Source organism: Anaerosporomusa subterranea (assembly GCF_001611555.1).
GTDB classification, from domain to species: domain Bacteria; phylum Bacillota; class Negativicutes; order Sporomusales; family Acetonemataceae; genus Anaerosporomusa; species Anaerosporomusa subterranea.
This window is the reverse complement of the sequence record NZ_LSGP01000013.1, coordinates 474790-487862: the sequence shown is the minus strand read 5'-3', so window position 1 is coordinate 487862 and position 13073 is coordinate 474790. Positions and strand designations below refer to the sequence as shown.

The window sequence follows — 13073 nt, the reverse complement described above, 5'->3', positions numbered from 1 at the left end:
AGTCACCTCCGAGTGACGGAAAATACAATTAGTATTTTCCCAAAGTTGAGAGTGCGAAATCGACAAAGCTATTGTCAACTGTGTCAGCCGTTTTTAGGTCAGGCGACTTCAAGAGATTATTGGCTTTATACCAAGCCACGTCTTGCTCAAGGCCTTTCATGCGGACATAGCCGTCAGGGTTGAGGCCGGTGGGAAACATCTGGTCGTATAGTTTTGGATCTTTAATGACAGAGGATTTGACCAGGATGCTAATTATCTCCTGCTTGTTCTTATTCTTGAAAAAACCGTCATTGTAATCACGCACTGACTTAATATATGCAGTCATGAAGCGATTAGCAACATCCTTGTTTTGGGCCATTTTTGCACCAAATACAACGAAGGCAGTTTGCGCGTCGGGGTCATATTCAGAGGGGTCTTTCCAGGGGTCAATAAAGCCTTTTGACATTCCTTGAGTGACGAATGGTTCAATCACCATGGCTGCGTCGATGCTTTTATTAGCAAGTGATACCAGCATGTCTGGGAAGGAGCGGATGACTTGCATATCGATATCCTTAGTGGTCAGCCCGCCCTTTTCTAGTACTCGGACTAACGCAATTTCATCTAGCGATGCTGTTCCGACAACAGCGATCCGTTTTCCTTTGAGATCAGTAAAGTTCTTTAGAGTAGGTACCAAGTCTTTGCGAATAACTAAGCGATAGTAGCCTTTACCAGGAACGTTAATGCCTTTGTCTGCCACGATCTTTACCGGGATATCTCGTGACATAGCATTTAAAAGTCCCGAAGCAGTAACTGTTGCACCGACGTCCAACTGACCAGCGGCCAGTTGATTGATCATTTCTTGGCCAGAGTTAAATTGTACACCCTCAATTTTAATCCCCAGGTCCCGGTAGTAGCCTTTTTCCATACCGATCAGTATGCCGGCATCTGAAATGACTTGCTTCATGCCAACCGTTACGACAACTTGTTGTGGCAGGGGTTGAAGCTTGGGTGCCCAGGTTGGACCCTTGGCAGCCGTGGTTTGAGGAGCTTGAGGTTGACTGCAGCCGGAAATAATCAGCATCATGACAGCCAAGCTCACAGCAAGAAGGATTCGAAACGTTTTCCTTTTCATACTTTTCCTCCATCTGTTTTAAGATTACTCCATAGTATTCATCGTTACTGATTTTGGTTACGGCTTGCAGGGTTTTGCCGTTTCGAGGAAGAAGTAATAGATACTAGGAGTGAAGCTAATTGGACAAAATCATCGAGCAAGTAGAACAGTGGGATTTTTTGAAAAAATTGCCAGAGGAATTGCATGGCTTTCGCTTAGAACGGAATATTGTTCAAGAAGAAGCAAAGCTATTTCTCTTTTGGTATCGTTGTCCGGAGACACGTCGTGATGCTTATGCGTTGTATGATATGGCGACAAAAGAATTCATGTTTCACAGAGTGATTGGCTTATTTGACTTTTGCGATATACAATATATTTCTCCCGATTTGGCTGCTTTCGAACAGATTCTAAAAGAACGCTTGATCGGAACACTGCAGGCTTTAGCTGCTTTTAATAAGTCCGAACTGGGAAGTATCTTTATCACGAAGAACATCCTTGAGAAAAACTTTATGCTCCCAGAGGATATCTGCGGATTTGAATTATTTATCCGACCGGAACAGCCGGTGAAAATTGTTAATGGCTCATTTATCATTATTGATTACAGTGATTTCTCGTCGGAGAGCAATCTAACCATTTATTATAATATCTATCGTGACGAATTTTTCTGCGAACGCCGCATTCGCAGACTGCCTCAAATCGTTACTGACTTTGATTCAAAAACAGTAGATGACCTAGCCGAAAAATTGACTGTCCGACTTCAACCCGTACTTTTTGATCTGCGCAGATTACTAGCTGATAATGTTTAAGGTAAGAAAGGACGATATTCATGCTTGCAACAGCTCTAACGATTGCAGGATCTGATTCTTCCGGCGGAGCCGGAATACAAGCAGATTTAAAAACATTTTCTGCTCTAGGCGTTTTCGGAATGAGCGCGATAACTGCCATTACAGCGCAAAATACGCTTGGCGTCAGCGCGATTCGTGAATTGGACGAAGCAATCATTGCGGCGCAAATCGCTGCTGTATTTGAGGATATTCCAGTCGGTGCAGTCAAAATTGGCATGCTTTCAAGTGCGGCCATAACCCGCACAGTAGCGGCCACTTTGCGCCAATATCAGGCAAAATCTATTGTGGTTGATCCGGTCATGATCTCTAAAAGTGGTAGTCGGCTGCTGCATCCCGAGGCTATGACGGCACTAAAGGAACAGTTGTTCCCTATGGCGGATGTCGTTACCCCGAACTTGTTTGAGGCGGGAGAGCTTGTGGGCTTTTCTGTGAACACTCGAAATGATATGGAAGAAGCTGCTCGTGCGCTGCACGCCCTGGGTCCTAAACATATCGTCGTAAAAGGCGGTCATTTGGAAGGGGCGGCCTGTGATATACTCTTTGATGGACATAGCTTTGTCTATTTTGAGAACGAGCGTATTAATACGATTCATACCCACGGGACCGGTTGTACATTTTCTTCAGCAATAGCAGCTGGGTTGGCACAAAAACTTTCCATTGAACAGGCCGTGCGACAAGCAAAATACTACATCACAGGAGCGATTACGCATGGATTTTCTCTAGGTCATGGTGTTGGGCCAACTCATCATTTTTTTGAGCTGTATCAAAAAGCGGGTTTGTAGTTAGGGGGGCATAGTTTGGCCAGAATTCTCGTATGTGATGATTCGATGTTTATGCGAATGATATTGAAAAAAGCATTAGTTGAAAACGGGCACGAGGTGGTTGATGAAGCAGGGGACGGTAGTCAGGCAGTCCAACTGCACAGACAGCACAAGCCTGATTTAACGACAATGGATATTACCATGCCGGTGATGGATGGCATCGAAGCGGTTAAGATCATCCGTGATGAAGACCCTACAGCTCGCATTATTATGGTAACTGCTATCGGGCAGAAAGCGATTATTACCGATGCCATAAAGGCAGGAGCCTCGGGCTTTATCGTTAAACCCTTCGATCACTCGCAAATCAAGGAAGTTGTTAAGCGTGTATTGGCAGATTAACTGGTAACAATTCCTGAACAGGATTTTTTAAAAAGTGGTTGACATATCCCGGTAGTTTCTATACAATAGATTATGCGATGCGGCCCTGTGGTGTAGCGGTCTAACATGCCGCCCTGTCACGGCGGAGATCGACGGTTCAAATCCGTTCAGGGTCGCCATTTTTATTCGCCGCGGTAGCTCAGTCGGTAGAGCAGAGGACTGAAAATCCTCGTGTCGACGGTTCGATTCCGCCCTGCGGCACCATATAAACTCTAATGCGGAAGTAGCTCAGCGGTAGAGCATCGCCTTGCCAAGGCGAGGGTCGCGAGTTCGAATCTCGTTTTCCGCTCCATGTTTTGGCGGCATAGCCAAGTGGTAAGGCAGAGGTCTGCAAAACCTCTATTCCCCAGTTCAAATCTGGGTGCCGCCTCCAAAATTTCATAAACCGCCGTCCAGGCGGTTTTAGTTTCATAGCAATTTTACTATGCGAGTGTGGCGGAACAGGCAGACGCAACGGACTTAAAATCCGTCGGTTGGTGACAATCGTACCGGTTCGACCCCGGTCACTCGCACCATCAATTAAGAAGCGGCTTACTGAGTTTTCAGTAGGCCGCTTAATTTTATAATCCGTTGGTCCTGATTGATTCTTTTCGTAATGTTGTTATTGATGATGAAAGGACATGCGTGATTTAGTTGCTTGCTCTGGCCGAAGGTTAGAGCTTTATATTTTGCGCTATTTAGCATTCTTATTGAAACTGTCATATTTTTGTCGCATTTACATGTTATAGTGAAGGCAGTAAAAAGCTGGAGGGATGTTTTTTGAATAGCTTAACAAAGAAAATCGTGATTTATTCAATGGTGGGCATCATGCAAGTAGGGTTTGGTGCATCGGTAATTGAAGCCTCACCCTTTCATAATGACGGTTCACAACGGATTGTACAACTAGATTCTAGACATCACCACGATAATGAAAGACGACGTGAGCATGCTGAACGGCAGCGCCGAGAAAATGAACGGCACGAACGAGAAATGAGGCGACGCCATAATGAGAGTGAACGGGAATGGCATCACCGTCAGGAAAGAGAAAGACACCGTCATGACAATGCGATGCGTGAAATTGCTGCATTTTTAATTGGGATCGCAGTTGGCTCCTCGAATAATTAGATTAAGCGTAGCTAAAATAGCACGACACATATTGCAACCGGTAGATACACCAAAAATGGAAAAGTAGTCAGGCTTTGCAATATATCATAAAAACATCACAGCACTTTAAAATAGGCTTTGCGGAATAACCGCGAAGCCTATTTTGTTCATCGTAAACCTAATAACTAACTAATCGCATAGGTTTTTTGTTTTGTAATCGTTTGACAATTGCAAACCTTTATTGTATAAGGTAAAGTAGGGGATTTTCAGAAACGAGGTGCTATTATGCTGACTGAATTAACTTGGAAGGTAGGAGGGCAACAAGGCGAGGGAATTGAAAGTGCTGGCGAAATGTTGGCAATCGGCTTAAGTCGCAATGGATACCATATCTATTCGTATCGCCAATTTTCTTCCCGAATCAAGGGTGGGCACACCAGTAGCACAGTCCGCGTGTCGTTACGTCCAGTGCGCACATTGAACGGCCATATTGATATTTTGATTGCATTTGATCAAGAAACCATCAATGTCAGTGCGGGAGAACTGCGCGAAGGCGGCCTGATTATTGCCGATAGCAAATTTGGACCTTTAGTTCCAAACGATTGCAAAGCAACAGTCGTTGCTATACCGTTTTCGGATATGGCTAAACAAGCGGGAGCGGTTCAATCGAAGAATATGGTGGCAGTAGGGGCGGTAGGAGCTATATTGGGTCTGACTTTTGAACAGCTTGAGCCGCTGGTGCAAGAGGTATTTCAAAAAAAAGGCGATGCGATGATAAAAACCAATATTCAGGCATTACAAGCTGGTTTAGCTAGTAGTCAACGGAAAATGCGCACTCGCCACAGTTCAAGCTGATGCCACCTGTTGCTAAACGACGCATGCTGATGACTGGCAACGAAGCCATCGCGCTCGGGGCTTTGGCTGGCGGGGCAAGATTGTTGTCGGCATATCCTATTACACCTGCTTCGGATATCATGGAGTATCTTGTTGACAAATTACCAGAGCTCGGCGGCTTGGTTATTCAGACAGAGGACGAAATTGCCGCTTGCACGATGGCGATCGGCGCCAACTATGCTGGGGTTCGTGCCTTCACGGCGTCTTCTGGACCGGGACTTTCACTAATGACCGAGGCCATAGGCCTGGCCGGCATGACAGAAACCCCTGTTGTAATTGTTAATGTACAGCGCGGCGGTCCTAGTACTGGTCTTCCGACCAAACATGAGCAATCTGATATCCTTTCCATGCTTTTTTCCACACACGGTGAAATACCTAAAGTGGTCATGGCTCCGAGTACTGCTGAGGAAGCTTTCTATGACATGGCTGAGGCGTTTAATCTGGCTGAAGAATACCAGTGTCCGGTCATCCTGCTATCAGATTTGCAGCTATCATTAGCGAAACAAACGGTTGAACCGTTTGAAAAGGAAAAGGTTAAGATTCGCCGTGGGAAGCTTGCTGTTCAGCAGGATTTGCCTGATTTAGAACGTCCAGCCTATTTCGCTCGGTACGCAGTGACAGAGGATGGAATTTCAGCACGCACAGTGCCAGGTATGCGTAATGGAATACATTGCGAGACCGGGCTTGAGCACGATTCTTTCGGTCGTCCGACAGAAGCCAGTGTTGGGCGTACCGCGCAAATGGATAAGCGTTTGGGTAAGTTAAAGCAGTTCCCTGAACGGTTTACCGAACCGCTCTATATTGACGCGCCGCATGAGCAAGCTGACTTAATGGTGTTAGGCTGCGGCGGGACCAGGGGGGCCATTAGCGAGGCAGTTTTGCAATTGCGGACTGACGGATTCTGTGTCAATCATGCGCACATCAGATTGCTTGAACCGTTTCCGGCAACATCGCTTGGTTCATTGCTAAGCCATGCAAAGAAAATAGTGGTCGTTGAAAATAATGCTACTGGACAGTTGGCGGCGCTATTGCGGATGAAGACCGGTAAACCGGTGTCTAGTATTCTCCGCTATGATGGCAGCCCATTTTTACCGTCCCAGGTATACGCTAAATGTAGGGAGATGATGTGAGGTGGCGGGTCAGCAGGATTTCGATAACAATGTCAAGCCTAATTGGTGTCCAGGATGTGGTGATTATGCAGTGCTGAACTCGTTGCGGCGTGCTGTCGCGAATGTCGGGATAGAACCGCATAATTTAGCTGTTGTATCAGGTATTGGCTGTTCGGGCCGGTTTTCCGGTTATATGTACGCCTATGGATTTCACAGCATTCATGGTCGCTCCTTGCCGGTTGCCCAGGGTATCAAGCTGGCCAATCGGGATTTAACTGTGGTCGCTTGCGGGGGTGATGGTGATGGTTATGCGATCGGTATAGGGCATACGATTCATGCGATCAGACGTAATCTGGACATCACCTATATTGTCATGGATAACCATATCTATGGGTTAACCAAAGGACAAACATCACCGCGCAGCGACCTCGGTTTTAAAACAAAAACATCGCCCACAGGCTCAATTGAGACTCCGGTCTCGGTAATAGCAATGGCGCTGGCTGCTGGCGCGACATTTGTGGCCCAAGGCTATTCACGCGACCTGGATGAATTGACAGCATTGATTGAGCAAGGCATTCAACATAATGGATTTTCCTTAATCAATATCTTTAGTCCCTGTGTTACATTTAATAAAGTGAATACGTATGAATGGTTTTCAGATCAACTAATCGGAGTTAAAAGTATTGAAGGTTATGATTCTGGCAGCCGAGCGATAGCAATGGAGAATATTATCGCTCATGACGGTCTGCTGACCGGATTGTTATATCAGGACAAATCTAAAGCCTCGTATCAGGATCTTCTGCATGGCTACGATAAGAAGCCATTGAGCCATACTGACCTCAAACTGAGCCAGGAAGATTTCGAGCGTTTAACAGCAGAATTTTATTAAATAAGGCATCAGGTGACAGTTTTACCTATATTTTAAAAATAAAAAAGGATTCCGTCTCTGCGGAATCCACATCTGTCTGGTCGGGGTGACAGGATTCGAACCTGCGACCTTTCGGTCCCGAACCGAACGCTCTACCAAGCTGAGCCACACCCCGTTGCTCACATTTATGTATTATACATATGTCTTTCCGCCTTGTCAATATGCAAGCTGTAAGGTCAGATTAACAACTTGAAGTTTTTTCTGCTTGTGGAAGAATAAATAGACAAGAATTTGACTGAATAGAAAGGAAATTTTTGTTATATGGCGAAGTAGTTTATAGTTTAATTTTAGATTGCGGGGTGTACTATGAGCGGACTGCGCAGGATAATTTGCGTCACTGGGGTTGTTATATTTCTCTGGGTATCCTGTGAGTTTGCTGCGGCCCAGCCGCTACTGAAGCAGGGGATGTCGGGCGAGGATGTTTTACAAATGCAGATCCAACTAAAGGATTTTGGCTATCTTGACGGGGATGCAGATGGGATTTTCGACTCGCGAACGAAATTGGCGGTTATGGATTTTCAGTCTGACAGCGGTTTGGACGCTGACGGCATTTTGGGCGAAAAGACCATGTTGGCTCTTCGTGAGTATAAAACGGTTTCTGCAAATCGCGGGCTGATTGATGGACGCCGTGTGGCAGAAGTAATAACAATGGCTAAGAAGTTTTTGGGTGTTCCTTATGCTTGGGCTGGTGCATCTCCCGGCGGTTTCGATTGTTCAGGTTTTGTCTACTATCTCTACTCAAAAGTAGGGGTACATTTGCCGCGCATGGCTGATGGTCAGTTTGCGGTGGGTTCACCTGTTAAACGGAGTGAACTTCAGCCAGGTGATATTGTTTTTTTCTCTACGTATGAACCAGGGCCGTCTCACTGTGGCATCTATTTAGGGAATAATCAATTCATTCATGCTAGTTCGGCCGCTGGCGAAGTGACGGTTACCCCGCTATCGAAAGCCTACTATGTAGAGCGATATTTGGGCGCGAGACGAGTCTTGCGCTAGCAGATCAGTTGCAACCATAAAAAAGAACCGGCGATGCCCGGTTCTTTTTATTACGGTTCCAGTTGAACAAGCGAAATTCGTGGTTCAATCTTAATTTCAAATGTTCTATCCCATGGCAGATGAATCGAGTTGTCGATTTGTGTGATCAGAAATGGTTGAGTAAAACCGGGAAGATACATCGGCTTATTAAATACCTGGCGCAAGACGCTTCTGGTTCGCTCCGTCATCTCCCTGCGAATTAGAATTTCGGTTTTCTCTCGCTGGATCTGCAAATTGTACGGATCAGTGCCGGAAGCGCGCAATCTTTGATCAATTTGCGGTTGAATCTCTTTGAGATAATGCCAGTCATCCAAGAATCTGGCAGCTAGAAAGGTAAGGTTATCATAATGCAAGCGCAGTAGGTTCGCCGGGTCAGTTGTTTGATTGCTGATATACAACGCCGCTTGGGTAACGGCTGTGCCAATCGAATTACTGGTTGTGTTCCAACCGGCATAAGCTGCTAGACGGTCTACTCGAACATCAGCGTCAATCGCATAAGGTAGGAGCGTCTGGCGTGCATAGAAGTTCTCTGCTAAATCGACCAGGGCGACTGGTTGGCCGGAATTTACTAGATGTTTCAAACGTTGAGCTGATGATTTTAAACTATAAGGAGAACTATTTTGCCGACCAATATGGACAAAAAGAATGAAGTCTGCTTGCTGAGCAGATTCAACTTCCACCGCATGAATTAATTTGATCTTTTCTGTCACTGTAGTGGAAACGCTATGGGACATGAAAGGCATAACAACATGCGGTGCATCCGGACTGGAATATTCGACAAAAACGCGGGTTGGCGACTTATTTTCATTTGCTAGCCGTCCCAATAGAGTAAGTGCGACTTCGTCAGCACCCCGAGTAATAATCACCCTGTCTGAGAGCTGTTCTGACTCAATTTCGGCTTCTAAACGCTGTTTCACCATATTGGGTAGACCAAAGTGGTAGCCATCGTCTTGACCAATTACGACAGCGTCGAGTATGTTGGCTTTAGCTAAAGCCATCCAGACACGGTGAGCTTCTTGGTTACGTGCATAGAGCAGTTGGTGCTCATCAATGATACGCTTAGGAATGGTTTCTTCTAAAGAAGCGAATCTTTCAAAGTCCAAAGGATTTTCAAATAGCAACATTTGATCTTGGAGGATTGAATAATTTTGCATTGCTTTTTGGTATTGCCTGTCTGGCGTATGATCGGCAATCAAAAGTCGTGGAATGATATGAAAAGAGTACAGGCGAATATGAGGATTATTTTGGCGAATGGTGGTTAACAGCTCAGCGACTGCCGAAATGTTCTCAGGTGTTGGAATGTCGCTGCGTGAGGCTATCAAACTACCTGATAGCAGCATATCTGTTGAGACGATGACCGCATCAGCCTGTTTGACGCTTTCCTTAAGCCATTCTGCCAACGCTATGCGGTTGCCCGGCTGTGTGTAATTGTCGAGGTAATCAGCAGGCGGCATCACCACGCGGATATTGGCGAGATATCCCAGTTGTTCGACAAGCTGCGTGCAGGCTGGTCGACTGTCAAGTGGGAGCAGGACTAGTGTCTGCGTATACTGGCGTTCTGGCAGATCGACTGGGGTGGCCCGCCTTAATACTCCTGATAGTTGTCCAACTGCGGTGGTGAACAACGTAATGAAAGCAATTGCGAGAAAATAGACAATAAATCGCCTGTGCATGGCAATTCTCCTTGAAAATCGATGAAATGGAATAGATTTACCGAATTCGACAAAACAAGCCGTTTTCCTTTTTTCGTATTCTCAGCTATGATTATAGTAATTATTCTAGTATTTGGACAAACTGCGATAATAATGACACAGAGAATTTTTTCCTTCCTCGTGCTAGTAGCAAGTAATTATGGTACAATGATATGGTTAAATGAGGGAATTGTGTTTATGCGGATTATTACAGGTAGCGCTAAAGGAACCAAGCTCAAAACACCGCGAGGTATGGCTGTTCGTCCCACTGGAGATCGGGTAAAAGAATCTCTGTTTAACATTTTAGGATCACGTGTGCCAGATGCAAGGGTTTTAGATTTATTCGCGGGTACCGGAAATCTAGGACTAGAGGCACTAAGTCGCGGCGCTAACCATGCGACTTTTGTCGAACAAAGTATGGTAAGCATCGCGCTCATCCGTGAAAATGCGACTTTAACTAAACTGCAAGATCGAATCACGATCATAAAGGCTAACGTGCTGTCAGCGATAGACCGCCTTGGAGGACAATTTGATCTGATTTTTTGCGACCCGCCGTATAACCAAGACTTAGTTAGTCAAGTTTTAATGCGTATTGATACCGCTGCAATCTTGGCTGATAGAGGGATCTTTATTGTTGAACATTCGCAACATGAACGGGTTGAGATTGCTTTGAATCAGCTGCATTTAATTCGTAGCGAACGGTTTGGGGAAACGTGTATAGGATTTTGGCAAAAGACGGAATAGTGGAGGTATTACAGTGCGCATTGGAGTTTGTCCAGGCAGTTTTGATCCAGTTACCTGTGGCCATTTGGATATTTTCGAACGAGCTAGCAAAATGTTTGATGTTCTAATTGTCGCCGTTTTTCACAACCCGAATAAAAAACCCCTGTTTTCAATGGAGGAACGAGTAGAATTATTGCGGGACGCCACCACTCATATTCCCAACATTCGCGTTGATGGTTTCTCCGGTTTATTAAACGAATATGTACATAGTCAGAACAGTAATGTTATTGTTCGAGGATTACGGGCATTAAGTGATTTTGAATATGAGTTTCAACGAGCTCTGTTGATAAAAAATGTTGATCCGAGCATGGAAACTGTATTCATGATGACCAGCAGCGATTATTCCTTTGTGAGCTCCAGCGGCATTAAAGAACTTGCCAAATTTGGCGGCGCAATTACAGGGTTGGTTCCTCGCTGCATTGAGCAGAAAGTGGTTGAACGTCTGCGAGAACGCTAGAGTACGTTGGGAGAGGTGAACTATGTCGGTACATAAAATTCTGGATGATTTAGAAACTTTGCTACAGTCTTCAACCCACATCCCCTTTTCTAACCGGCTTGTGGTAGAAGAGGACGAGCTTTGCCATCTCATTGATGCATTACGCGAAGCTCTACCGAATGAAATTATGGAAGCTAATCGTATTCTCAGTGAACGCAATCGAATAATGGATGATGTGCAAAAGGAAGCTCAGACAATCGTAGAGCAAGCACAGACATATGTCAGCAAACTCACTGAAGAAAATTCGATTACACAGCAAGCTCAGGATCAATCAAATCTAATTATTGAAGAAGCACGAGAAAAAGCGAGAGAGTATGAAGAACAAGCTGTCTCCTATGCCCAAGAAGTTTTTGCATACCTTGAAGCAAACTTAGATAAGGTGTCTGAGGCGGTCCGTGAAGGCCGTGAACGAATGAGACAAAAGTAGGCTATTCAAGAAAATCCATCTACGTCAGCCGCGCCCCCATCCACAGCGTACCTTTTAGGAGGCCACATTGCTAACCGATCTGGTTGCAAGGTGGCGTACTATCTTACAGGTCGCTCCTGGTCGGCGCGGCTGCTTAGTATTCAGAGTACTTTACCGATTCAGCTTCTGCCAGACTTGTCGAACTAGGTAAAATGCCAGGGAAGTAGAGAGAAGAACACTAAAAAAGAGTAAAAAGTGTATGCCGATTTGCTCAATTCTGCTCGAAAAACTGAAGGTTGATTGGTATACACTGACTTTTTGAAAAACCGGAATCGTTGAAAAATCGCTAGCGATTTGCTTTAGGTTCATTAAGCCCATTGTAATGAATGCCGCTAGTATAGCGTGCAGGAGTCGGCCGACCATATAAGGTCTCATGCGGATACCTGATTCGATGACAATGCTGGCGACCTGTCCGTGTACACACAGTCCGCTCCAAGCGATAATTGCGCCTGTCACGGCGACCTTTTCGATTAAAGGCGCGTCTGCCTGGCTAGCGGCCATTGCCCCTAAATCAAGTTCAAATAGTCCACTAACCAGTGCCGGAGCCAGCGAGGTACTAAAACCAATCAATTTTAATATTGCGGTGAACAGAGTGGTTAAAAAAGTGGTTAGGCCGGTAACAGATATTACCCGAAGGAATACAGAAAATAAGATGATAAACCCGCCGATGAGGAGAATGGTATTCATAGAGTTTTTGACCGAGTCTCCTAATAACTGACTGATAGACCGACCATCATCGTGCCTTGCCTTTACCATGGCACGAAAGGCTCGCAGCGGGATGGTCGAGAGATCAGTGCTTATGTTTTCAGTCGAATTTGGTTGACTGCGTCCATGAAATCGGAAAATAAGGCCGACCAGAACGCTTGAGATGTAATGCGCTAGTGCAATAATAGCGCCCAAGTCTGGACGGCCAAACATACCGACTGCAACAGCGCCAAACATAAATAATGGGTCTGCCGTATTGGTAAAAGACAACAGCCTTTCGGCCTCGATTGCAGTGCACAGCCGATTTTGGCGAAAGCGGGCGGTAATAACGGCATCCATTGGATAGCCAGAAGCCAGACCCATGCTCATAGCAAAAGCTCCAGCTCCTGGGACATTGAACAATGGCCGCATCAGCGGTTCGAGGATAACGCCAATAAAGTGCACAGCACCTAAGCCCATTAAGATCTCAGACAAAATAAAAAAAGGCAGCAATGCAGGGAAGACGACATTCCACCATAACTGCAGCCCAGTCATGGCTGAGTCGAAGGCATCTTTGGGAAAGCGAACGGTGGCAATCGTGATGAAGACGACGCAAAATGTGAGGAAACACAGTCCCAATCGGGAATAATACGAGTGAGCTCTCATTCTGATTTTCATCAGGTTATTTCCTCCTCTGTGCAGGACGTGTGCTTCTAGACAATGGTAATTAATATATATTGATGGAGTAGCTGGTTTATAACACTGATGAGGTG

12 protein-coding genes, 6 tRNA genes and 1 pseudogene are annotated in these 13073 nt (G+C 45.5%); 15 read left to right on the top strand and 4 right to left on the bottom strand.

Annotation, left to right across the window (positions count from 1 at the left end; genetic code table 11):
* Positions 1-28: 28 nt before the first annotated feature.
* A complete protein-coding gene (locus AXX12_RS06055) occupies positions 29-1111 on the bottom strand; it encodes an ABC transporter substrate-binding protein (protein ID WP_066239548.1) in 1083 nt (360 codons plus the stop codon).
* 119 nt (positions 1112-1230) lie between these two features.
* Here AXX12_RS06055 and AXX12_RS06050 point away from each other — a divergent pair, with 119 nt between their 5' ends.
* From AXX12_RS06050 to AXX12_RS06000, 11 genes and pseudogenes are all read left to right on the top strand, one after another.
* A complete protein-coding gene (locus AXX12_RS06050; RefSeq protein ID WP_066239546.1) occupies positions 1231-1896 on the top strand; it encodes a hypothetical protein in 666 nt (221 codons plus the stop codon).
* A gap of 20 nt (positions 1897-1916) precedes the next feature.
* Positions 1917-2717 (top strand): bifunctional hydroxymethylpyrimidine kinase/phosphomethylpyrimidine kinase, encoded by an 801-nt coding sequence (gene thiD / locus AXX12_RS06045; RefSeq protein WP_066239539.1) that lies wholly within the window; start codon positions 1917-1919, stop codon positions 2715-2717.
* A 15-nt stretch (positions 2718-2732) separates the two neighbouring features.
* Entirely contained in the window at positions 2733-3095 is a 363-nt protein-coding gene (locus AXX12_RS06040; protein ID WP_066239537.1) for a response regulator, read from the top strand.
* 81 nt (positions 3096-3176) lie between these two features.
* A tRNA-Asp gene (locus tag AXX12_RS06035) sits at positions 3177-3253 on the top strand.
* 9 nt (positions 3254-3262) lie between these two features.
* Positions 3263-3338: transfer RNA gene (locus AXX12_RS06030), tRNA-Phe, on the top strand.
* A gap of 13 nt (positions 3339-3351) precedes the next feature.
* Positions 3352-3426 (top strand) — tRNA-Gly (locus tag AXX12_RS06025).
* 6 nt (positions 3427-3432) lie between these two features.
* Positions 3433-3507 (top strand) — tRNA-Cys (locus AXX12_RS06020).
* Positions 3508-3560: 53 nt separating this feature from the next.
* Positions 3561-3649: transfer RNA gene (locus AXX12_RS06015), tRNA-Leu, on the top strand.
* Positions 3650-3893: 244 nt separating this feature from the next.
* Entirely contained in the window at positions 3894-4238 is a 345-nt protein-coding gene (locus AXX12_RS06010; protein ID WP_066239532.1) for a hypothetical protein, read from the top strand.
* Between the two features lie 264 nt (positions 4239-4502).
* Positions 4503-6238, top strand: a pseudogene (locus AXX12_RS06005) (2-oxoacid:acceptor oxidoreductase subunit alpha).
* 1 nt (position 6239) lies between these two features.
* Positions 6240-7106: a 2-oxoacid:ferredoxin oxidoreductase subunit beta gene (locus AXX12_RS06000; RefSeq protein ID WP_066239530.1), complete on the top strand. Its 867-nt coding sequence runs from the start codon at positions 6240-6242 to the stop codon at positions 7104-7106.
* Positions 7107-7183: 77 nt separating this feature from the next.
* Here AXX12_RS06000 and AXX12_RS05995 read toward each other — a convergent pair.
* A tRNA-Pro gene (locus AXX12_RS05995) sits at positions 7184-7260 on the bottom strand.
* A gap of 191 nt (positions 7261-7451) precedes the next feature.
* Between AXX12_RS05995 and AXX12_RS05990 the strand changes: the two genes are divergently transcribed.
* Positions 7452-8141 carry a C40 family peptidase gene (locus AXX12_RS05990; protein ID WP_066239527.1) on the top strand — a complete coding sequence of 230 codons (690 nt, stop codon included), beginning with the start codon at positions 7452-7454 and terminating at the stop codon, positions 8139-8141.
* A 50-nt stretch (positions 8142-8191) separates the two neighbouring features.
* Here AXX12_RS05990 and AXX12_RS05985 read toward each other — a convergent pair whose 3' ends face one another.
* Positions 8192-9853: a DUF4127 family protein gene (locus AXX12_RS05985; protein ID WP_066239525.1), complete on the bottom strand. Its 1662-nt coding sequence runs from the start codon at positions 9851-9853 to the stop codon at positions 8192-8194.
* Positions 9854-10069: 216 nt separating this feature from the next.
* On the opposite strand from AXX12_RS05985, the gene rsmD reads away from it, so the two are divergent.
* From rsmD to AXX12_RS05970, 3 genes are read left to right on the top strand one after another with little or no spacing between them, the layout of a single operon-like run.
* Entirely contained in the window at positions 10070-10615 is a 546-nt protein-coding gene (gene rsmD / locus AXX12_RS05980; protein ID WP_066239523.1) for a 16S rRNA (guanine(966)-N(2))-methyltransferase RsmD, read from the top strand.
* Between the two features lie 13 nt (positions 10616-10628).
* Positions 10629-11111: a pantetheine-phosphate adenylyltransferase gene (gene coaD, locus AXX12_RS05975; protein WP_066239521.1), complete on the top strand. Its 483-nt coding sequence runs from the start codon at positions 10629-10631 to the stop codon at positions 11109-11111.
* Positions 11112-11133: 22 nt separating this feature from the next.
* Entirely contained in the window at positions 11134-11577 is a 444-nt protein-coding gene (locus AXX12_RS05970; RefSeq protein ID WP_066239519.1) for an ATP synthase subunit B family protein, read from the top strand.
* A 150-nt stretch (positions 11578-11727) separates the two neighbouring features.
* On the opposite strand, the gene ylbJ is transcribed toward AXX12_RS05970, so the two are convergent.
* Entirely contained in the window at positions 11728-12978 is a 1251-nt protein-coding gene (gene ylbJ / locus AXX12_RS05965; RefSeq protein WP_066239517.1) for a sporulation integral membrane protein YlbJ, read from the bottom strand.
* Positions 12979-13073: the final 95 nt, after the last annotated feature.